Genomic DNA, 21,045 nt, shown 5'->3' on the forward strand with positions numbered 1-21,045 from the left:
GACCGGGGGCGCGCCCCGGGGCGGACGGGCTCCGAAGGGCCCGGGTCAGGGGCAGAGGACGGTCCAGGTGACCTTCACCAGGCCGTCGTCGTCCCCGCGGAACTCCGTCGTCCGGGTGCCCGGTCGGTCCGTGTACGGGTCCCAGGCCGCCGTGCCCCGGGCCGCGAGGTCGTCGGCGGAGGAGGCGTCGTGGTCCCAGAGAAACGCGGACACCTCGAACGGACCCGGTCCGTAGCCCGTCCCGTCGCCGACCCGCTGGTGGAAGTAGGGGTCGGGGTTGCTGCGGGCGCCCTTGTTGGGGAAGGTCGAGGGGTCGGATCCGGAGCGCGTCCAGACGGCGGTGCGGGCGCCGGGCGCGGCGGGGTCGGCGCCGACCGAGAGGTCCCCGTAGAGCGCGGGGCGGGTGGTTCCGTCGTCGAAGTACGTCAGCTCCGCGCCGTCCACCCGCAGCCGGCAGGCCGGGACGCCCGAGGCCGGGGTCACGGTGTAGGTCACCGAGGCCTCGCCGCCGTCCACTCCGCGCATGCGGGCGGTGAACCGCCCGAAGCCCAGGGACGGGTCCCAGTGCACGCGGCCCGCCGCCATCACGTCGTCGTTGTTCCCGGCGGTGTGATCGGCGTCGGTGAGGTAGGCGGTGACGGTGGCGCCGGTGGTGAAGGTGCGGCTGCGGGTCGAGTCGTCCAGGCCGAACCAGGGGTCGTGGGCGGGGAAGGCGGTCGCGCCGTCGCGGTCGCGGTGCCACAGCGGGCGGGCGGCCCCGTCGGTGGTGAGGGTGAGGCCGTCGTACAGCTCGGGGGCGCTCTCGCCGGTGGAGGTGAAGCGGGCCTCGTTCACGGTGATCCGGAACGGCCCGGTCTTGAGCTCGGCCGGGGTGCTGGGGTCGAGGGAGAACTCCTCGACGATGCGGGCGCGGACCCAGTCGTTGGACAGCAGCCCGTAGTGGGAGGGGCAGCCGCTGTCCCCGACGGGCAGGAGGTGGTTGACGGCTCCGGCGAGCGCGGTGGAGCGCGGGGCGCGGTCGTCGCCCGGCGGGATCTGCTCGTCGCAGGCGGAGGCGAAGGTGGTGTAGCGGGTGGCGCCGGGGGTTTCGTCGCCCGCGTTGAGGGAGGTCAGGAAGGCGCTGCCGGGGGCCATCTCGGCGAGGGAGGCGGCATGGATGTCACAGAAGGCGCCGAAGGGGCCGCAGGGGGCGGCGTCGCCCGCGCCGTGGTTGGGTCCGCCGAGCGAGACCCAGGCGCGGACCCGCGAACTTCCGCCGTCCTTGAGGAACTTGCGGGTCAACAAGGAGCCCATGCTGTGCGCGACCACGTTGACGGGCCGGTCGGCGCCGAAGCGTTCGGTGAGGAAGTCGGCGAAGCGGCCTGCGTTGGAGTCGTTGGTCGCGGCCCAGTCGTAGCCGAACTCGGCGAGGTCGGAGGCGAGCCAACCCCGGGCCCGGAGGTGGTCCTCCAGGCCGTCGAGGGAGGCGGCGGTGTCCCCGAACCCGTGGACGAGGACCACCGGCGTACGGTGCCGCGCGCCGGGGGCGCCGGCGGTGTCGGCCCGCGCCGCCGTGGGAGCGGTGACGAGGGCGGCGCACAGGGCCAGGAGCAGGGCCGGGAGCAGGGCGGGGAAGAGGGCGCGGAGCGGGGACGGGCGCGGCGGGGAAAGGGGGGTGAACGGGCGGGCGGGCAGGGCTGATCGACGCATGGCTCTCCCGTGGGGGTTGCGGCTCGACGACCTCAAGTGACCGGCGGGTAGCCACCGGCGAGTAGCAAGCTAACCCCCGCGCGGTCAGCGCGGTAGGGATGCGTACGAGACTCCCGTGAGCTTCTCGGAGGCGGCCCAGAGCCGTTCGCCGGACTTGTCGTCCAGGGTCCATTTCGCCCGCCAGGACGGTGCGGGCGCCCCGCGCCAGCCGAGCCTCGGCCCGAGGAACGCGTTCTGCTCCACCCCGGGCGCGGTGGCCGCGTAGAGGGTGGGCAGGGCCCCCGAGGCGGCGGGCTGGGCGAGGACGGAGTTGCCGAACGCCATGGCCCGGGAGCCGAGCGTGCGGCCCTCCATGCCGGAGGCTCCGGCGTGGAGGTTGGTGGAGGCGTAGCCGGGGTGCGCGGCGGCGGCGGTGATCGTGGAGCCGGCGGCGGCGAAGCGGCGGCCCAGCTCGTGGGTGAAGAGCAGGTTGGCGGTCTTGGAGCGGCCGTAGGCGGTCCAGCGGTGGTATCCGTCGGCGCCCCCCACGAGCCGGGCGGGGTCGGCGAGTTCCTCGGGGCCGAGCCGGCCCAGCACGTGGAAGCCGCTGGAGACGTTGACGATCCGGGCCCCGGGGGCGGCGGCCCGCAGCCGGGGCAGGAGCAGGCCGGTGAGCGCGAAGTGGCCGAGGTGGTTGACGCCGAACTGGGTCTCGAACCCGTCGACGGTGCGCCCGTAGGGCAGCGCCATCACGCCGGCGTTGTTGACGAGGAGGTCCAGGGTGGGCCGGCGCCGCCCGTACGCCTGCGCGAACTCCCGTACCGAGCCGAGGTCGGCCAGGTCCAGCTCGGCGAACTCCACCTCCGCTCCCGGCACTTCGGTGCGCAGCCGGTTCACCGCGGCCCGGCCCCGGGCGGCGCTGCGGCAGGCCAGGGTGACGGCGGCCCCGCGCCGGGCCAGCTCGCGGGCGGCGGCGAGGCCGATCCCGCTGTTGGCTCCGGTCACTACGGCGGTCCGGCCGCTCTGGTCGGGGATCTGGGTGGCGCTCCAGCCGGGCATCTCGACTCCTTCACGACGGCCTCGTCGGGCGCGGCCAGGCTACGCCGCCGCCCGCGCTCCCCCGGCCCCGGGGCGGGCGGCCGGGAGGAGCGGGGACGGCGGCCCGCACCGCGCGGGGCGGTCGCCCGGACCTCGCGGGGGCGGTCGCCCGGGAGGAGTGGCAGGCCAGTAGGCTGCGGGTCCACCCACAGGCCCCAGGACCGCCCCCGGCCGGCCCGCTCCCTTCCTCCCGAGGTACCGCGCAGTGAGCCCCGCAGCACCCCCCACCCCCGTGACGGTCGTCGGCCTCGGCGCCGACGGCTGGGCCGGGCTCTCCGCCGGCGCGCGCGCCGCGCTGGCCTCGGCCGAGGTGCTGATCGGCGGCCCCCGGCAGCTGGACCTACTGCCGGCCGAGGAGTGCGCCGGGGAGCGGGTCGCCTGGCCCAGCCCGCTGCGCCCCGCCGTGCCGAAGCTGGCCGCCGAACACGCCGGGCGCCGGATCGCGGTGCTGGCCAGCGGTGACCCCATGTTCTACGGGATCGGCCGCGCCCTCTGCGAGGAGCTGGGCCCGGACGCCTTGCACGTCCACCCGCACCCCTCCTCCGTCTCCTACGCGTGCGCCCGCCTGGGCTGGCCCGTGGAGGACACCGAGGTCGTCACCGTGGTCGGCCGGCCGGTGGCCCGGCTCGCGGCGGCCCTGCACGAGGGGCGGCGGGTGCTCGTGCTGAGCGCCGGAGCCGGGAGCCCCGCCGAGATCGCCGCCCTGTTGCGGGAGCGGGGCTTCGGCCCGAGCCGGATGCGGGTGCTCGAACAGCTCGGCTCCGAGCGCGAGGACGCGTACGAGGGCACGGCCGCGCACTGGGAGCGCCCACCGGGCGACCCCCTCAACGTGGTCGCCGTCGACTGCCGCCGCGACCCCGCCCACCCCGCGCCCCGGCTCGGCGCCACCCCCGGTCTGCCCGACACGGCGTACGAGCACGACGGCCAGCTCACGAAACGGCACGTGCGCGCCGCGACCCTGTGCGCGCTGGCGCCGGCCCCCGGCGAGCTGCTGTGGGACATCGGCGGCGGCTCCGGCTCGATCGGCATCGAGTGGATGCGTACGCACCCCTCCTGCCGTGCGGTGGCCGTGGAGCGCGTCCCGGAGCGGGCCGCGCGCATCGGACGCAACGCGGACGCGCTCGGTGTGCCCGGCCTGCGCGTGGTCGTCGGAGCGGCCCCGGACGCCCTGGCGGGGCTTCCCGCGCCCGACGCGGTGTTCATCGGCGGCGGGCTGACGGCGCCCGGCCTGCTGGACGCGGCGTGGGCCGCGCTGACGCCCGGCGGCCGGCTGGTCGTCAACACCGTCACCCTGGAGTCGGAGGCCGTCCTCGGGGCGCGCCACCGCCTGTACGGCGGGGAACTGGTGAAGCTGGCCGTGTCGCACGCCGTGCCGGTGGGCGGCTTCACGGGCTGGCGTCCGGCGATGCCCGTCACCCAGTGGTCGGTCACCAAGCCGGCCGCCACCGCCTCGAACGAGAAGGATCAGACGACATGACCGTGTACTTCATCGGAGCGGGCCCCGGCGCCGCCGACCTGATCACGGTGCGCGGTGCCCGGACCCTGGCCGCCGCCCCCGTCTGCCTCTACGCGGGCAGCCTCGTCCCGACCGAGCTGCTCGCCGAATGTCCGGCCGGCGCCCGCCTCGTGGACACCTCGGGGCTGAACCTGGACGAGATCGTCGCGGAGTTCGTACGGGCCCACGGGGCGGGGCTCGACGTGGCCCGGCTGCACTCCGGCGACCCCTCCGTCTTCAGCGCCGTCGCGGAGCAGATGCGGCGCCTGGACAGCGCCGGCATCCCCTACGAGGTGGTCCCGGGCGTCCCGGCCTTCGCCGCGGCGGCCGCCGCCCTCAAGCGGGAGCTGACCGTCCCCACCGTCGGCCAGACCGTGATCCTGACCCGGATCTCCCAGCAGGCCACGCCGATGCCGCCCGGCGAGGACCTGGCCACGCTCGGCCGCAGCGGCGCGCTGCTGGTGCTGCACCTGGCCACCCGGTACGTGGACCGGGTGGTGGAGGAGCTGCTGCCGCACTACGGCGCCGCGTGCCCGGTGGCGGTCGTGGCGATGGCCAGCCGCCCCGACGAGCTGATCCTGCGCGGCACGCTGGCCGACATCGCGCCGCGGGTGAAGGAGGCGGGTCTGGTGCGCACCGCCGTGATCATCGTGGGCCAGACCCTGGGCGCGGAGCAGTTCCCCGACAGCCACCTGTACTCCCCCGAGCGCGACCGGCATGTCTGCTGATCCACCCGGCCCGGCGGACCGCCCCGGCGGCCCTCCGTACGAGCCCGCCGACCTGACGCGCGAGCACGTCCTGATCCTGGGCGGCACGACGGAGGCCCGAAGTCTGGCGGAGGCGCTGGCCGGCGATCCCGCGTACCGGGTGACGAACTCCCTTGCCGGACGAGTGAGTTCCCCGGTGCTGCCGCCGGGCGAGGTCCGGATCGGCGGCTTCGGCGGGGTGGCCGGACTCGCCGGCTGGATCGTCGCCCACGATGTGACCCGGGTCGTCGACGCCACCCATCCCTTCGCGGAGCGGATGAGCTTCCACGCCGCCGAGGCCGAGGCGCTGACGGGCGTACCCCTGCTGGCGCTGCGGCGGCCCGGTTGGAGTCCGGGTCCGGGCGACGACTGGACCTTCACCGACTCCCTCGCCGGGGCGGCCTCGCTGCTGCCGGGGGCGGGCCGCGAGCGGGTCTTCCTCACCACCGGGCGGACGGGCCTGCACGCCTTCGCACACCTCACCGAGCCCTGGTTCCTGGTCCGTTCGGTGGATCCGCCACAGGCGCCCGTGCCGCCCCGCCTGGAAGTGCTGCTGGAGCGGGGGCCGTTCACCCTGGACGGGGAGCGGGAGCTGCTCGCGCGGCACCGGATCGACCTGCTGGTCACCAAGGACAGCGGCGGCGGGGCCACCGCCCCCAAACTGACGGCCGCCCGCGAGGCCGGCGTCCCGGTCCTGGTCGTACGACGCCCACCGGTCCCGGAGGCAGTGGCCCGGGCGGGCTCGGTGGAGGAGGCCCTCGCCTGGCTCCGCGCCGACGACCGGCCGGACGCGGGCGGGCGCGCGCCGCACTGACGGCGCGGCAGGTCGGCCGGCCGCCCCGTCGCGGCCACGTCCCGGCCGCTCCCGGTGCGTTCGCCCACCCTCTAGGCTGAGGGAATGCGGATACGTCACTCCCTCGCCCTGCTCCTCGCCGCCGCGACCCTGCTCACCGGGTGCGGCGAGAAAGGGGAGCCCAGGGGATGGGAGCCGGACGACGCACTCCAGCGGGCCGACAAGAGCCTCGGTGAGGACACCGGCAACGGTGGCCGCGTGACCCAGCGGGGGACGGGGTTCCTCGCCTCGGGGCTGAACAAGACCCTGGAGACCGGCGGGGAGAGCCAGTACCGCTTCGACATCGCCTGTGACAGCGAGGAGAGCCCCCGGGTCAGTCTCGTTCTGTCACGGGACGGCGGGGCCGGCGACCGCTCGTTCGACGTGGCGTGCACCGCCGGGGAGGTCACCCGGATCAATTTCCCCGCCGGCGGCGCGCTCACGGCGCGCGTCGAGCCCCCGGCGAAGGACGATTCGCCGCCGCTCGGCGTGCTGTCCTGGCAGTTGCTCACCCTCGACCCGAAGAGCGTCCAGGGCTGTACGGACCAACTCTCGGGCTGCCAGGGCTGAACAGGAGCCGGTGTCCGGATCGATCCCCGGCCCGGGCATCGCTGTCCGGGGCCGGACCGGGCCGATGAGCGGCCGGGTCCGGTCCCGGGTGGCGCTCACGCGTAGCGGCGCGGGGTCCACGTCACGCGCGAGCCGTCGGCCCGCTCGGTGACCTGGGTCTGCGAGGATCCGATCAGCAGGATGGTCCGCATGTCCACCTCGGCCGGCTCCAGTTCGGCCAGCGTGAGGATCCGCACCGACTGCTCCGGGCCGCCCACGTCCCGCGCCACGACCACCGGGGTCAGCGGCGAACGCAGCTCCAGCAGCAGCTCCTTGGCCCGCGCCACCTGCCAGGTCCGGGTGCGCGAACCGGGGTTGTAGAGGGCGAGCACCAGGTCGGCGGCGGCCGCGGCGCGCAGCCGCTCCGCGATGACCTCCCACGGCTTGAGCCGGTCGGACAGCGAGACGGTGGCGTAGTCGTGGCCCAGCGGGGCCCCGGCCGCGGCGGCCGCCGCGTTGGCCGCCGTCACGCCGGCGAGCACCCGTACGGGTACGTCCGCGTAGTCGGGCTGGGCCGCGACCTCCAGGACGGCGGTGGCCATGGCGAAGACCCCGGGGTCCCCGCCGGAGACCACGACGACCCGCTTGCCGCGCCGGGCGAGGTCGAGGGCGAACTCGGCCCGCTCGGACTCGACCTTGTTGTCGGAGCCGTGGCGCACCTGGCCCGGCCTGACCGGCACCCGGTCCAGGTAGGTGGTGTAGCCGACCAGCACCTCGGCGTCGGCCAGGGCCCGCCGGGTCTCGGCGGTCAGCCAGAGGGGACCGGCCGGCCCGGTGCCGACGACCGCGACCTCGCCGGGGCCGGACGGCACGCTGCCCGGGTTCCCGATCCGGCTGGGCACCACGGCGACGGCGAAGTACGGCACCGAGTCCGGGTCCGTGTCGGCGAGGACCCCGGTGCGCTCCCCCTCCATCGTGGCGCGCTCCACGTAGCGGGCCTCGGCGAGCCGTCCGCTGCGCTCCATCGCGCGCCGCACGGTGGGGAAGGTGCGGCCGAGCTTCATGACGACGGCCGAGTCGGTGGCGGCGAGGCGGGCGGTCAGTTCCTCCTCGGACAGGGTGCCGGGCAGGATCGTCAGCACCTCCTCGCCTTCGACCAGCGGGGTGCCGAGGCGGGCGGCGGCGGCGCTCACGGAGGTGACGCCGGGGATCACCTCGGCCTCGTAGCGGTCCGCGAGGCGCTTGTGCATGTGCATGTACGAGCCGTAGAAGAGCGGGTCGCCCTCCGCGAGCACGGCGACGGTGCGGCCGGCGTCCAGGTGGGCGGCGAGCCGGGCGGCGGAGGCCTCGTAGAACTCCTCCATCGCGCCCTGGTAGCCGCCGGGGTGGTCGGTGGTCTCGGTGGTGACCGGGTAGACCAACGGTTCCTCGACGTGGTCGGAGCGCAGGTGCTTCGCGGCGATGGACCGGGCGATGGACCGGCCGTGGCGGGCGCTGTGGTAGGCCACGACGTCGGCCTCGGCGATCACCTCGACGGCCCGCAGGGTCATCAGGGACGGGTCGCCGGGGCCGAGCCCGACGCCGTACAGCTTTCCGGTGCTCATTCTTCCTCGCTCGCGATCGCGTTGACGGCGGCGGCGGCGATGGCGCTGCCGCCGCGCCGGCCGCGCACGATCAGGTGGTCGAGGCCGGAGGAGTGCGCGGCGAGGGCGTCCTTGGACTCGGCGGCCCCGATGAAGCCGACGGGCACGCCGATGACGGCGGCCGGGCGCGGGGCGCCCTCCTCGATCATCTCCAGCAGTCGGAACAGCGCGGTGGGCGCGTTGCCGACGGCGATCACCGCACCCTCCAACAGGCCCCGGTCGCGCCAGACTTCGAGGGCGGCGGCGCTTCGGGTGGTGCCCATCTTCGCGGCGAGCGCGGGCACGGCCGGGTCGGAGAGGGTGCAGATCACCTCGTTGTCGGCGGGCAGCCTCTTGCGGGTCACCCCGCTGGCGACCATCTGTACGTCGCACAGGATCGGCGCGCCGGCCCGGAGGGCGGCGCGGGCCCGCAGGACCACCTCGGGGGTGTAGCCGAGGTCCCGGGGGAGATCGGTCATCCCACAGGCGTGAATCATGCGCACCGCGACCTGGGCGACGGAGGCGGGCAGCCCGGAGAGGTCCGCCTCGGCGCGGATCGTGGCAAAGGACTGGCGGTAGATCGCGGCGCCGTCCTTCTCGTACTCGAACACGGTGTACTCGCTCATTTCTTCACTGCGACGGGTCTGTTGCGGGTGTGGTGCGTGCGGCGCGGAGGGCGTCCGCCAGTGCCGCGAGGTCCTTACGGGGGGTCGTCGCCGGGGTCCGGCCCGGCGCGGTGAGCGCGTAGCCGTCCGGGGTCGCCACGAGGTCCACCCAGGCGGCGCCGCGCGGATGACCGCAGCGCCGTTCGCAGCCGGACCAGTGCACGGGGAGTTCCCCGGCGGACCGCTCGACGACGGCCCGCGCGTCGGCGCGCACGTCGGCGCGGGACTTGGCGCAACCGGGCTGTCCCGTACAGGCGGTGACGGACCGCCAGGGGTCTTCGGCGGAGGTGACGAGCCCTGCGGCGGCGAGGTCCGCGAGGGCGCGCGGGGCGGCTTCGGCGGGCAGGCCGGGGACGACGATCCCGCGCCAGGGCGTCAGCCGCATCCGGCCGGTGAGGCCGGCCAACCGCGACCACTGGGCGGTGCTCAGCCGGCCGAGGGGGGCGAGGACGCTGAGGGCGACGGTCCCGCCGGGGACGCCGGCGATCGGGCCGAGCGCGGGGGTGGGGGCGGGTGCGGGCGGGCGGCGCGGTACGTCCGCCACTTCGCCCCCTCGACCCACCCGACGGGCCAACTCCGTTACATCCAAGGCATGTTCGGGGGGCAGCTCGCCGACCCGCCAGGCGCGGGTGCCGGCGGCGCGGACGGAGTCGAGGAAGTACAGGGCGGCGGCGAGGGCCGCGCGGGGCGCGTCGGAGGCCGCGACGACGACCCCCCGGCGGGCGCCGCTCGTCCACAGCAGGGCCCCGCCGGTCCCGTGGGCGGCGAGGGTGATGTCGCCGTCGAGGGCGGCGACGTCGCCGCGGCCGTCGTCGAGGGCGAAGAGGAAGCGCCCCGACAGTTCGGCCGCCGCCGGGCTCGCGCACAGCAGCCGGTCCAGCTCGGCGACCCAGGCGGACACGTCGGGCAGGCCCGCGCGGTCGAGGCCGGTCAGCGGCGAGGCGACGACGTTGCGGACCCGTTCGTGCGTGGGCGCCGGCAGCAGCCCGGCCCGCGCGAGGACCGCCTCCAGTTCGCCGCCGCAGCTCGCGCCGAGTCCGCGCAGCTGGGCGTTGCCGCGCGAGGTGAGGTCGATGTGCCCGTCGCCGAGCCGGTCGGCGGCCTCCGCGAGCAGCAGCGCGGCCGGCCCGTCGAGCAGCCCGCCGGGGATCCGGATCCGGGCCAGGAACCCGTCGTCCGCCGCGTGCAGGCGCAGCGCGCCCGGGCAGGCGTCGCCGCGATCCCGTATGACGGGTTCGTCCCGCGGCGCGGCGGAGGGGGGCTGGGGCATGGCCGCGAGCATACCCACGATTGCGCGGCCCCGACCTGTGGCCGTCACCACCCCCGCCCCCCGGACCAGCGAGGACCCCCGCCCCCGACGGCAGCCCGTCGGCGCACCCGACGGCACCCCACCGGCGCACCCCACCGGCACCCCGCCGCCCGTCCCGCCGCCCGTGCACCGGACCCGCCCCGGCCCGCCCCGAACCCGCCCGGCGCCCGGCAGGATCGACGGGAGCGCCCCGGTGCCGCACCGCACCACCGCACCACCCCGAACCGAACCGAACCGGCCCCGGCCGGGGTTTCGCGGGCACGGGCGCGGGAAGAGCCCCGACGTCACAGCGTCCCGCCCCCGACCGTCCCGCCCCGCGCCCCCGACCGTCCCGCCCCCGCGGATCGCGGCGGGGCCCGCCGCAGCTCCGTCCGGTCCGGTACGACCCCCACTCCCGGCCAGGGAATTCGCCGCCTAGGATGACCTTCCGACGGGCCGTTCGGCCCGTCATCGCCGAGGACGGCGACATGGGAGGAAGCCCGGTGCGATTCCGGCGCGGTCCCGCCACTGTGAACCCCGCGGAGCGATCCGCCGGGTGAGTCAGGAACTCCCGCCGTCCTCACTGCCCGGGGCGCGGAAACCCCGAGGAAGGCCTGCCGCCGCATGATCCTGCTGCTGTCGACGTCCGACACCGATCTGCTGAGCGCTCGCGCCGCCGCGGACGGACCCGTCCCGTACCGGTTCGCGAACCCCTCCCGCCTTCCCCTGGACGACCTCCCCGGGCTCCTCGACGGCGTCACCCTCGTCGTCGTACGCCTCCTCGGCGGCCTCCGCGCCTGGCAGGAGGGCCTCGACCTGCTGCTCGCCCCGGGGCAGACCCGCCCGGTCGTGGTGCTCACCGGCGAACAGGCCCCCGACGCCCAGCTGATGGAAGCCTCCACCGTCCCGATCGGCATCGCCGCCGAGGCGCACGGCTACCTCGCGCACGGCGGCCCGGCCAACCTCGAACAGCTGGCGCGCTTCCTCTCCGACACCGTGCTCCTCACCGGCCACGGCTTCGAGCCGCCCGCCGCCTCCCCCACCTGGGGCCCCCTGGAGCGCCCGGCGTCGCAGGTCGACGGCCCCCGGGTCGCGGTGCTCTACTACCGCGCCCACCAGATGAGCGGCAACACCGCCTTCGTGCACACCCTGTGCGAGGCCATCGAGGCCAAGGGCGCGCGTCCGCTGCCGCTCTACGTCTCCTCCCTGCGCACCCCCGAGCCGGAACTGCTCGCCGAACTGGCCGGGGTCGACGCCGTCGTCACCACCGTCCTAGCGGCCGGCGGCACCCGCCCCGCGACCGCCTCGGCGGGCGGCGACGACGAGTCCTGGGACGCGGGCGCCCTCGCCTCCCTCGGCGTGCCGATCCTCCAGGCCCTGTGCCTGACCGGTTCCCGCGGCAACTGGGAGGCGAGCGACGAGGGCCTGTCCCCCCTCGACTCCGCCACCCAGGTCGCCGTCCCTGAATTCGACGGCCGACTGATCACCGTCCCGTTCTCCTTCAAGGAGATCGACGAGGACGGCCTGCCCGCCTACGTCGCCGATCCCGAGCGGGCCGCCCGCGTCGCCGGCATCGCCGTGCGCCACGCCCGCCTGCGGCACATCGCGCGCGGCGACAAGAAGATCGCGCTCGTCCTGTCCGCGTACCCCACCAAGCACTCCCGCATCGGCAACGCGGTCGGGCTCGACACCCCGGCCAGCGCCGTGGAGCTGCTGCGCCGGCTCCTCGCCGAGGGCTACGACTTCGGTCCCGTCGACGAGATCCCCGGCCTGGTCTCGGGCGACGGCGACGAGCTGATCCGCGCCCTGATCGAGGCCGGCGGCCACGACCAGGACTGGCTCACCGAGGAGCAGCTCGCCCGCAACCCCGTCCGCATCCCGGCCGCCGACTACCGGCGCTGGTTCGCCGAGCTGCCGGCCGATCTGCGGGGCGGCGTGGAGGAGCACTGGGGCGAGGCCCCGGGCAATATGTTCGTGGACCGTTCCGCGAACCCGGAGGGCGACATCGTCCTCGCGGCGCTGCGCCGCGGGAACCTGCTGATCCTCATCCAGCCGCCGCGCGGCTTCGGCGAGAACCCGATCGCGATCTACCACGACCCGGACCTGCCGCCCTCGCACCACTACCTGGCCGCGTACCGCTGGATCCAGGCCTCCGTCGAGGAGGGTGGTTTCGGCGCCGACGCGATGATCCACCTGGGCAAGCACGGCAACCTGGAGTGGCTGCCCGGCAAGAACGCCGGTCTGTCCGCGTCCTGCGCGCCCGACGCGGCCCTCGGCGACCTGCCGCTGATCTACCCCTTCCTCGTCAACGACCCGGGCGAGGGCACCCAGGCCAAGCGCCGGGTGCACGCGACGTTGATCGACCACCTGGTGCCGCCGATGGCGCGCGCGGAGTCGTACGGGGACATCGCCCGCCTCGAACAGCACCTGGACGAGTACGCGCAGATCAGCTCCATGGACCCGGCGAAGCTGCCGGCGATCCGGGCGCAGATCTGGACGCTGATCCAGGCGGCGAAGCTGGACCACGACCTGGGCCTGGCCGAGCGCCCCGACGACGACGGCTTCGACGACTTCCTGCTGCACGTCGACGGCTGGCTGTGCGAGGTCAAGGACGCCCAGATCCGCGACGGCCTGCACGTGCTGGGCGGCGCCCCGACCGGTGAGGCCCGGATCAACCTGGTCCTGGCGATCCTGCGCGCCCGCCAGATCTGGGGCGGTACGACGGCCCTGCCCGGCCTGCGCGAGGCCCTCGGACTGGACGAGTCGGCGGCCACCCGCACCTCGGCGGACGCCGTCGAGGAGACGGCCCGCGCCCTGGTGCGGGCGATGGAGGAAGCGGGCTGGGACCCGGCCGCGGTGGCCGCCGTCGCCGATGGCCACGGCCCGGACGTGGCGGCGGTCCTGACCTTCGCCGCCCACGAGGTGGTCCCGCGCCTGGCGGGCACCGTGAACGAGATCGAGCACGTGGTCACCGCGCTGGACGGGGCCTTCGTCCCGGCCGGCCCGTCCGGATCGCCGCTGCGCGGCCTGGTCAACGTCCTGCCGACCGGCCGCAACTTCTACTCGGTCGACCCGAAGGCCGTCCCCTCCCGCCTCGCGTGGGAGACCGGGCAGGCCCTCGCGGAGTCCCTCCTCACCCGCTACCGCACCGACCACGGCGAGTGGCCCCCCTCGGTGGGCCTGTCCCTGTGGGGCACGAGCGCGATGCGCACGGCGGGCGACGACATCGCCGAAGCCCTCTCCCTGCTGGGCGTGCGCCCCGTCTGGGACGAGGCCTCGCGCCGCGTCACCGGCATCGAGGCGATCCCCCTCGCCGAGCTGGGCCGTCCCCGCATCGACGTCACCCTGCGCATCTCGGGCTTCTTCCGCGACGCGTTCCCGCACGTCATCGGTCTCCTCGACGACGCGGTCCGGCTCGCGGCCTCGCTGGAGGAGCCCGCCGAGGACAACCACGTACGGGCCCACGCCCAGGCGGACCTGGCCTCGCACGGTGACGAACGCCGCGCGACGACCCGTATCTTCGGCTCGCGGCCGGGCACGTACGGCGCGGGCATCCTCCAGCTGATCGACTCCCGCGACTGGCGCACGGACGCCGACCTCGCGGAGGTCTACACGGTCTGGGGCGGCTACGCGTACGGCCGGGGCCTCGAAGGGCGCCCCGCCCGCGAGGAGATGGAGACCGCGTACAAGCGCATCACGGTCGCCGCCAAGAACACCGACACCCGCGAGCACGACATCGCGGACTCGGACGACTACTTCCAGTACCACGGCGGCATGGTGGCCACGGTCCGCGCACTGCGGGGCACGGCCCCGGAGGCGTACATCGGCGACTCCACCCGCCCGGAGACGGTCAAGACCCGCACCCTGGTCGAGGAGACCTCCCGCGTCTTCCGCGCCCGCGTGGTCAACCCCAAGTGGATCGAGGCGATGCGTCGCCACGGCTACAAGGGCGCCTTCGAGCTGGCGGCGACGGTGGACTACCTCTTCGGTTACGACGCCACCACGGGCGTGATCGCGGACTGGATGTACGACAAGCTGACCGAGACGTACGTCCTGGACCCGGAGAACCGCGCCTTCCTGGAGGAGGCCAACCCCTGGGCCCTGCACGGCATCGCGGAACGCCTCCTGGAGGCGGAGTCGCGCGGCATGTGGGAGAAGCCGGACCCCCAGGTCCTCGAAGCCCTGCGCCAGGTCTACCTGGACACCGAGGGCAACCTCGAAGCCGAAACGGACTGACCGGGCCGCGCCGGCGGCCGTGTGCCGCCGGTGCGGCTGCCGCCAGATCCCGCCGATCAAGGAGTTCATCGCCGAGCACGAGGCGGTGAGGAGCGCGGCCGGGGACGCGCGCTGCGGGCCCTGGCGGCCCCTCCTACCGTTCGGCGGGGCGTCGGGGCGGGGAATGCGGGACATGTCACCTGATGAAGTGAACTCCCCCTTATCCGACCGGCCACCGGGGTAGGGCCCTGCTGATCTCGTGCGGGGGCCGGGGTCCTTCCGGTCCCCGCGCCCTTGACGAAAGGCCTGCCCCGCCGTGACCCAGCCGTTTCAACTGCCGGATTTCTACGTGCCCTATCCGGCCCGACTGAACCCCCATCTGGAGGCCGCCCGGGTCCACACGAAGCAGTGGGCGCGCGACTTCGGAATGCTGGAGGGCTCCGGCGTCTGGGAGGAGAAGGACCTCGACTCGCACGACTACGCCCTGCTCTGCTCGTACACCCACCCGGACTGCGACAGCGACGCCCTGTCCCTGGTCACCGACTGGTACGTGTGGGTCTTCTTCTTCGACGACCACTTCCTGGAGATGTACAAGCGCTCCCAGGACCGCGCCGGGGCCAAGGCCTACCTGGACCGGCTCGCCGCCTTCATGCCGATGGACCTGGCGGACGGCTTCCCCGAGGCGACCAACCCGGTCGAGGCCGGTCTCGCCGACCTGTGGGCACGCACCGTGCCGGCCATGTCGGTCGAGTGGCGGGAACGGTTCTCCCTGTCCACGGAGAACCTCCTCAACGAGTCCATGTGGGAGCTCGCCAACATCAACATCGGGCGGGTCGCCAACCCCCTCGAATACATCGAGATGCGCCGCAAGGTCGGCGGCGCCCCATGGTCGGCCGGCCTGATCGAGTACGTCTCCGCCGAGGTCCCGGCCCGCGTGGCGCACGCGCGTCCGCTGGCAGTCCTGCGCGACGCCTTCTCCGACGCCGTCCACATCCGCAACGACATCTTCTCCTACGAGCGCGAGGTCACCGACGAGGGCGAACTGTCCAACGCCATCCTCGTCCTGGAGACCTTCCTCGACTGCACCACCCAGGAGGCCGCCGAGTCCTCCAACGACCTCCTCACCTCCCGGCTCCAGCAGTTCGAGCACACCGCGCTCGTCGAACTCCCCCAGCTCTTCGCCGACCACGCCATGGACCCGGCCGAGATCGGCGCCGTCCTCGCCTACACCAAGGGCCTACAGGACTGGCAGTCCGGCGGCCACGAATGGCACATGGTCTCCAGCCGCTACATGAACAAGGAGGCCAAGGCCACCGCCCCGCTCACGCTGCCCTTCCTCCCCACGGGCCTCGGCACCACCGCCCTGGACCTGGGGTCCCTGTTCAACCGGCGCTCCCTCGCACTGCGCACCCGTTCCCACACCCACGTGCCCTTCGAGCGCACCGGCCCCTCCGTGATCCCCGACATCCACATGCCCTTCGAGCTGACCATCAGCCCCCATCTGGACCACGCCCGCGAGGGCTCCGTGGCGTGGGCCCGGCGGATGGGCCTCCTCGACCCGCAACCCGGCGACCCCGGCTCGGCGATCTGGACCGAGGACAAGCTGCGCGGCTACGACTTCGCGCTGTGCTCCGCCGGCATCGACCCCGACGCCACCCCCGAGGCCCTGCTGCTCAACGCCTGCTGGCTGACCTGGGGGACGTACGGGGACGACTACTACCCGGCGGTGTTCGGCCCGACCAAGAACCTCGCCGCCACCAAGGCCACCACCGCCCGCCTGATCGCGATGATCCCCGTCGACCACGCCGAACAGCCGCCGGCCGGGACGGCGATGGAGCGTTCCCTGGCCGACCTGTGGGTGCGCACGACCACGGGCATGTCCCCGGAGGTCCGCGGCGAGTTCCGGGCCACGCTGGTGAGCATGCTGGAGAGCTGGGTGTGGGAGATGGACAACATGGTCCACCACCGCATCCCGGACCCGGTCGACTACGCCGAGATGCGCCGGCGCACCTTCGGCTCCCACCTGACGATGTACCTGTGCCGGCTCGGGCAGGCCGGCCGGGGCATCCCCGACGCGATCTACGCCTCCGGGACCATCCGTTCCCTGGAGAACGCGGCGGCCGACACCGCGTGCATGGTGAACGACGTCTTCTCCTACCAGAAGGAGGTGGAGGTCGAGGGCGAGGTCCACAACTACGTGCTCGTCACCCGGAACTTCTTCGACATCGGCTACCCGGAGGCCCTGCACATCTGCCATTCGCTGATGACGCGGCGCACGGAGGAGTTCCAGCACATCGTCGCCGACCAGCTGCCGCTGCTGTACGACGACTGGCAGCTGGACGCCGGGGCACGGGCCGGGCTCGACGCGTACGTCGGCGAGCTCCAGGACTGGCTCGCCGGGATCCTCCACTGGCACCGGAGCGTGCGCCGCTACCGCGAGGAGGACCTCCACCGACCGGCCGACCCCCTGGCCGCGGGGGTCCTCGACTCCGCCTTCGGGATGTCCGCGGCCCGCATCGGCCTGCCGGCCTGAGCGCGGCGGGGGCGGTCCGGCCGCCCCCGCCCACCGCCGTCCCCGCCCGCCCGCCGCCCCGCCCCGCCCGCCTCAGAACTCGTCGGCGGTGTGCGGCAGTCGGGCGGTCGCGAGCGCCGTGTCCAGGGACGCCGCCGCGCCGGGGGCGTGTTCGGCGACGAGTCCGGCGGCCACCAACTCCGCGACCCGGGTCCCGCCCAGGTAGCAGGCCGCCAACTCCCGGACGTCCAAGGTCAGGTCGGGTGCCGCGCGGGCACGCTCGTACGCCACGCCGTCGGGGCCCGCCTTGAGCCGGAAGCGGCCGGAGTTGGCGGGCAGGCGGGCGTCGGACAGCTCCAGGACCACCTCCACGGGCGCCGCCCAGGAGCGGGCCTTCAGCGCCGCCGCCACGTCGACCAACCTCAGCCACAACGCCGGGAACTGGGCGGTGACCCTGACCTGGTCCCGGTCGGCGGCGAAGTGCAGCAGGGGGTCGTCGGTGGGCCGCCCCCAGGCGGAGACCTTCCCGGTCAGGTCGAGGGAGGCCACGCAGTCCCACAGGGCGGCGGCCACGGCGGGGCTGTCGGCCTCCAGTTCGTCCACCCGGACCAGGCCCGGAACGCGCACGGGGCCGTCGTCGTCCTGCGGCTTGGTGCGGTAGAGGACGTATCCCGCGACCGGTTCACCCGGCTCCCCGAGGACGATGACCCGTGGCGGGCTCAACTCATCGTCCTCTTCGGCCTGTTCGCACAGCCACTCCCCCGTCCACCGCCGGGCGCTGCGGCTCGGCCGGCCGGCCCGCGACGCACGGGCCGCCTCGTGGCAGGGGCCGATCACGTCGAGGACCTCGTCCGGTTCCAGCAGCCGCAGCGGGCGCGGGTCGGGGGTGACGCGCAGGGCGAGGGGACGGCCCGAGTCGATCTCGATGGTGGCGCCCTGGGTGGCGGCCCCGTAGCCGAAGCGGCCGTAGATGGCGGCCTCGGAGGCCCACAGGGCCGCGAGGGGAGCGCCCTCGGCGGCGGTCCGGCGCAGTCGCTCGTCCATCAGGGCGGTGAGGATCCCGCGCCGGCGGTGGGTGGGGGCGACGGAGACGAAGGTGAGCCCGGGGCAGGCGAGGTCGGCGCCCGGTACGGAGAGCCGGAAGTCGTGCGCGGCCATGAAGCCGACCAGGGTCCGCCCGTCATAGGCCCCGAGGCGGGAGCAGTGGGCGAGCAGCTCGTGGTGGCGCTCGCGCGCCTCCTTCTCGGGGCGGTCGTGGAAGACCAGGTAGGCGAGCTCCAGCGCCCGTTCGATGTCGGATTCGGGTACGTCGCGGATCTCCACCATGATCCGGAGACTAATCGGTCATCGCGGACCGGTCACCCCATAATGGCCGGATCAACCGATGTGACCGGATTTCGCGCCTACGGCGGGAATCTCCGGACTCCACGGACGAAGGGCGCGACCCCCGTACCGGGGTCGCGCCCTTCTTCGTTCATCCGCGGCCGTCAGGCCGGCCCCCGCTTCAAGCGACGGAGCCGATCCGGCTGATCACCGTCTTCTTCGAGGGGTCCGGGTGGATCGGGATGTGCGCGCCGGTGAGGGCGACCCCGCTGCCGCCGCGGCGGTTCGCGACGATCTCGGCGGCGATGGACAGCGCGGTCTCCTCCGGGGAGCGGGCGCCGAGGTCCAGGCCGATCGGGGAGCGCAGTCGGGCGAGCTCGATCTCGGTCACGCCGACCTCGCGGAGCCGCTTGTTGCGGTCTTCGTGGGTGCGGCGGGAGCCCATGGCGCCGACGTAGGCGACGGGAAGTTTGAGGGCCAGTTCGAGGAGCGGGACGTCGAACTTGGCGTCGTGGGTGAGGACGCACAGGACGGTGCGGGCGTCGACGACGCCGGCGTCGGCCTGGGCCTCCAGGTAGCGGTGGGGCCAGTCGACCACGATCTCGTCCGCGTCGGGGAAACGGTTCTTCGTGGCGAACACGGGCCGCGCGTCGCACAGGGTCACCCGGTAGCCGAGGAACTTGCCGATCCGCACCAGGGCGGAGGCGAAGTCGATGGCACCGAAGACGATCATCCGGGGCGGGGGGACGCTGGACTCGACCAGCACCTTGAGGGGCTCTCCGCAGAGCCGGCCGTCGGCGCCGATCTCCAGCACCCCGGTCCTGCCCGCGTCCAGCATGGCGCGCGCCTCTTCGGCGAGGGTGCGGTCCAGCTCGGGGTGGCCACCGAAGCCGCCTTCGAAGGAGCCGTCGGGGCGCACCAGCAGGGCGCGGCCCATCAGCTCCTCGGGACCGGCCGCGATCCGGGCCACGGCGGCCGCGCCGCCCTCGGCGGCGGCGGCCAGGGCCCGCTCGATCACCTCGCGGTGGGCGGAGCCCACCGGAACCGGGGTGACCAGGATGTCGATGATTCCGCCGCAGGTCAGACCCACGGCGAAGGCATCGTCGTCGCTGTACCCGAAGCGCTCCAGGACGGTCCCGCCGTCTTCGAGCGCCTGTCGGCACAGCTCGTACACCGCGCCCTCCACGCATCCGCCGGAAACCGAGCCGATCGCCGTACCCTCGCCGTCGACGGCGAGGGCGGCTCCGGGCTGCCTGGGCGCACTCCCGCCGACCGCCACGACCGTGGCGATGGCGAAGTCACGTCCCTGCTCGACCCACCGGTTGAGTTCTTCGGCGATGTCCAGCATGTGCGGCCTCCTCGGAGACGTTTCGGATTCCAGTATGGGATGCGTGGAGGGTCAGGTGGGTGTCACGGGGTTCCCCGTTACTTCACGCCGAGCCACGCCTCGATGGGGTGGAGCGCGAAGTAGATGACGAAGATGCCGGTCAGGACCCACATGAAGGCGCCGACCTCGCGGGCCTTGCCCTGCGCGACCTTGATCGCCACGTAGGAGATGACACCGGCCGCGACACCCGCGGTGATCTGGTAGGTGAACGGCATGATCACGACGGTCAGGAAGACCGGGATCGCGGTGGCCGAGTCGGCCCAGTCCACGTGGCGGGCGTTCTGCATCATCATCGCGCCGATGACCACCAGGGCGGCCGAGGCGACCTCGCCCGGGACGATCTGCGTGATCGGGGTGAAGAAGAGGCAGGCGGCGAAGAAGAGGCCGGTGACGACGGAGGCGAGACCCGTCCGGGCACCCTCACCGACGCCGGTCGCGGACTCGACGAACACGGTCTGGCCGGAGCCACCCGCGAGGCCACCGATGGCGCCACCGGCGCCGTCGATGAACAGGGCCTTCGACAGACCCGGCATGCGGCCCTGCTCGTCGGCCAGCTTGGCCTCGGTGCCGACGCCGATGATGGTGGCCATCGCGTCGAAGAAGCCGGCGAGGACGAGGGTGAAGACGATCATGCCGATCGTCATGACACCGACGTCGCCCCAGCCACCGAACTCGACCTTGCCGAAGAGCGAGAAGTCGGGCATCGAGATGGCGGAACCGGAGAGCTCCGGCGAGCCGTTCTTCCAGGCCTTCGGGTCGATGTCGACCACGGCGTTGAGGATGGCCGCCAGGACGGTGCCGCCCACGATGCCGATCAGGATCGCGCCGCGGACCTTACGGGCCTGCAGCATGAAGATGGCGAGCAGGGTGACGCAGAAGAGGAACACGGGCCAGCCCGCGAGCTCTCCGGTGGCGCCGAGGCTGACCGGAGGGGCGAATTCCCCGCCGTTGCCGACGAAGCCCGCCTTGACGAGGCCGATCAGGGCCACGAAGAGGCCGATGCCCATGGTGATGGCGTGCTTGAGCGCGAGGGGGATCGCGTTCATGATCATCTCTCGGAGGCCGGTGACGACCAGGAGACAGATCACGACGCCGTACATCACGCACATGCCCATGGCCTGCGGCCAGGTCATCTGCGGGGCCACCTGCGAGGACAGCACACCGGAGACGGAGAGTCCGGCGGCCAGGGCGAGCGGCACCTTGCCGACGAAGCCCATCAGGAGGGTGGTCAGGGCCGCGGCGAACGCCGTGGCCGTGATCAGCGCCTTCTGACTCATGGTGTCTCCGGCGACGTCCTTGCCGGAGAGGATCAGAGGGTTGAGCAAGAGGATGTACGCCATGGCCATGAAGGTCGTGATACCGCCACGAACCTCGTTGCCGACGCTGGAGCCTCTGTGCGTTATGTGGAAATACCGGTCGAGCCAAGAACGCCCGGCGGGGTTCAGGGAGCCGTCGCCGGCTTCCTCCGCACTGGTCTTGGGCTCCACGGATGACTGGGTCATGGTGCCTAACTCCCAAGGTTCAAAGGGGCACCCGCATAAAGATTGGAGACACGGGATTTGGGAAACTGCGTTTGGCTGCACGACCCGGGGTGACGGCCCGAGGCGACGCGAATGTGCACTGCGTGTACTGCGGGTAGTGCGGG

General features: G+C 73.9%; 14 protein-coding genes and 1 riboswitch. Of the genes, 6 read left to right on the forward strand and 8 right to left on the reverse strand.

Annotation, left to right across the window (positions count from 1 at the left end; genetic code table 11):
- Positions 1–45 precede the first annotated feature (45 nt).
- Both ACIOD1_RS15765 and ACIOD1_RS15770 read right to left on the reverse strand, forming a co-directional pair.
- Positions 46–1,689: an esterase/lipase family protein gene (locus tag ACIOD1_RS15765; protein WP_401902725.1), complete on the reverse strand. Its 1,644-nt coding sequence runs from the start codon at positions 1,687–1,689 to the stop codon at positions 46–48.
- 84 nt (positions 1,690–1,773) lie between these two features.
- The gene (locus ACIOD1_RS15770) at positions 1,774–2,727 is read right to left on the reverse strand and encodes an oxidoreductase (protein ID WP_401902727.1); all 954 of its coding nucleotides are present in this window, start codon (positions 2,725–2,727) and stop codon (positions 1,774–1,776) included.
- A gap of 244 nt (positions 2,728–2,971) precedes the next feature.
- Here ACIOD1_RS15770 and cbiE point away from each other — a divergent pair, with 244 nt between their 5' ends.
- From cbiE to ACIOD1_RS15790, 4 genes are all read left to right on the forward strand, one after another.
- The gene (gene cbiE, locus ACIOD1_RS15775; protein ID WP_365616794.1) at positions 2,972–4,243 is read left to right on the forward strand and encodes a precorrin-6y C5,15-methyltransferase (decarboxylating) subunit CbiE; all 1,272 of its coding nucleotides are present in this window, start codon (positions 2,972–2,974) and stop codon (positions 4,241–4,243) included.
- Positions 4,240–4,989: a precorrin-4 C(11)-methyltransferase gene (gene cobM, locus ACIOD1_RS15780; protein WP_401902730.1), complete on the forward strand. Its 750-nt coding sequence runs from the start codon at positions 4,240–4,242 to the stop codon at positions 4,987–4,989. The genes cbiE and cobM overlap by 4 nt, the downstream gene beginning before the upstream one ends.
- Complete coding sequence (locus ACIOD1_RS15785; protein WP_365616791.1) at positions 4,979–5,821, forward strand: cobalt-precorrin-6A reductase; 843 nt, start codon at positions 4,979–4,981, stop codon at positions 5,819–5,821. Before cobM ends, ACIOD1_RS15785 begins: the two co-directional genes overlap by 11 nt.
- 84 nt (positions 5,822–5,905) lie before the next feature.
- The gene (locus ACIOD1_RS15790) at positions 5,906–6,409 is read left to right on the forward strand and encodes a hypothetical protein (protein WP_365616789.1); all 504 of its coding nucleotides are present in this window, start codon (positions 5,906–5,908) and stop codon (positions 6,407–6,409) included.
- 95 nt (positions 6,410–6,504) lie between these two features.
- On the opposite strand, the gene ACIOD1_RS15795 is transcribed toward ACIOD1_RS15790, so the two are convergent.
- From ACIOD1_RS15795 to cobG, 3 genes are read right to left on the reverse strand one after another with little or no spacing between them, the layout of a single operon-like run.
- Entirely contained in the window at positions 6,505–7,992 is a 1,488-nt protein-coding gene (locus ACIOD1_RS15795) for a precorrin-2 C(20)-methyltransferase (RefSeq protein ID WP_401902732.1), read from the reverse strand.
- On the reverse strand, positions 7,989–8,636 hold the full coding sequence (locus ACIOD1_RS15800; RefSeq protein WP_365616785.1) for a precorrin-8X methylmutase: 648 nt from the start codon (positions 8,634–8,636) through the stop codon (positions 7,989–7,991). Before ACIOD1_RS15800 ends, ACIOD1_RS15795 begins: the two co-directional genes overlap by 4 nt.
- Before the next feature lie 4 nt (positions 8,637–8,640).
- Positions 8,641–9,945 carry a precorrin-3B synthase gene (cobG, locus tag ACIOD1_RS15805; RefSeq protein WP_401902735.1) on the reverse strand — a complete coding sequence of 435 codons (1,305 nt, stop codon included), beginning with the start codon at positions 9,943–9,945 and terminating at the stop codon, positions 8,641–8,643.
- 510 nt (positions 9,946–10,455) lie between these two features.
- Positions 10,456–10,534: riboswitch (cobalamin riboswitch) on the forward strand.
- A 53-nt stretch (positions 10,535–10,587) separates the two neighbouring features.
- Here cobG and cobN point away from each other — a divergent pair.
- Both cobN and ACIOD1_RS15815 read left to right on the forward strand, forming a co-directional pair.
- A complete protein-coding gene (cobN, locus tag ACIOD1_RS15810) occupies positions 10,588–14,199 on the forward strand; it encodes a cobaltochelatase subunit CobN (protein ID WP_401902737.1) in 3,612 nt (1,203 codons plus the stop codon).
- Positions 14,200–14,494: 295 nt separating this feature from the next.
- The gene (locus tag ACIOD1_RS15815) at positions 14,495–16,711 is read left to right on the forward strand and encodes a germacradienol/geosmin synthase (protein WP_365616779.1); all 2,217 of its coding nucleotides are present in this window, start codon (positions 14,495–14,497) and stop codon (positions 16,709–16,711) included.
- A gap of 72 nt (positions 16,712–16,783) precedes the next feature.
- On the opposite strand, the gene ACIOD1_RS15820 is transcribed toward ACIOD1_RS15815, so the two are convergent.
- From ACIOD1_RS15820 to ACIOD1_RS15830, 3 genes are all read right to left on the reverse strand, one after another.
- Entirely contained in the window at positions 16,784–18,016 is a 1,233-nt protein-coding gene (locus ACIOD1_RS15820; protein WP_365616777.1) for a GNAT family N-acetyltransferase, read from the reverse strand.
- A 178-nt stretch (positions 18,017–18,194) separates the two neighbouring features.
- Entirely contained in the window at positions 18,195–19,361 is a 1,167-nt protein-coding gene (locus tag ACIOD1_RS15825; RefSeq protein ID WP_365616776.1) for an XdhC/CoxI family protein, read from the reverse strand.
- Between the two features lie 77 nt (positions 19,362–19,438).
- Positions 19,439–20,902 (reverse strand): NCS2 family permease, encoded by a 1,464-nt coding sequence (locus ACIOD1_RS15830; protein ID WP_365616774.1) that lies wholly within the window; start codon positions 20,900–20,902, stop codon positions 19,439–19,441.
- Positions 20,903–21,045 lie beyond the last annotated feature (143 nt).

The organism is Streptomyces sp. NPDC088097, assembly GCF_044741845.1.
GTDB lineage: Bacteria > Actinomycetota > Actinomycetes > Streptomycetales > Streptomycetaceae > Streptomyces.

Excerpts from the sequence above, each read along its gene's own strand:
- cobG (WP_401902735.1), bottom strand. The coding sequence starts at position 9,945 with ATGCCCCAGCCCCCCTCCGCCGCGCCGCGGGACGAACCCGTCATACGG.
- cobN (WP_401902737.1), top strand. The coding sequence starts at position 10,588 with ATGATCCTGCTGCTGTCGACGTCCGACACCGATCTGCTGAGCGCTCGC.
- cobM (WP_401902730.1), top strand. The coding sequence starts at position 4,240 with ATGACCGTGTACTTCATCGGAGCGGGCCCCGGCGCCGCCGACCTGATC.
- ACIOD1_RS15770 (WP_401902727.1), bottom strand. The coding sequence starts at position 2,727 with ATGCCCGGCTGGAGCGCCACCCAGATCCCCGACCAGAGCGGCCGGACC.
- ACIOD1_RS15790 (WP_365616789.1), top strand. The coding sequence starts at position 5,906 with ATGCGGATACGTCACTCCCTCGCCCTGCTCCTCGCCGCCGCGACCCTG.
- ACIOD1_RS15830 (WP_365616774.1), bottom strand. The coding sequence starts at position 20,902 with ATGACCCAGTCATCCGTGGAGCCCAAGACCAGTGCGGAGGAAGCCGGC.
- ACIOD1_RS15800 (WP_365616785.1), bottom strand. The coding sequence starts at position 8,636 with ATGAGCGAGTACACCGTGTTCGAGTACGAGAAGGACGGCGCCGCGATC.
- ACIOD1_RS15765 (WP_401902725.1), bottom strand. The coding sequence starts at position 1,689 with ATGCGTCGATCAGCCCTGCCCGCCCGCCCGTTCACCCCCCTTTCCCCG.
- ACIOD1_RS15785 (WP_365616791.1), top strand. The coding sequence starts at position 4,979 with ATGTCTGCTGATCCACCCGGCCCGGCGGACCGCCCCGGCGGCCCTCCG.
- ACIOD1_RS15795 (WP_401902732.1), bottom strand. The coding sequence starts at position 7,992 with ATGAGCACCGGAAAGCTGTACGGCGTCGGGCTCGGCCCCGGCGACCCG.
- ACIOD1_RS15825 (WP_365616776.1), bottom strand. The coding sequence starts at position 19,361 with ATGCTGGACATCGCCGAAGAACTCAACCGGTGGGTCGAGCAGGGACGT.
- ACIOD1_RS15820 (WP_365616777.1), bottom strand. The coding sequence starts at position 18,016 with ATGGTGGAGATCCGCGACGTACCCGAATCCGACATCGAACGGGCGCTG.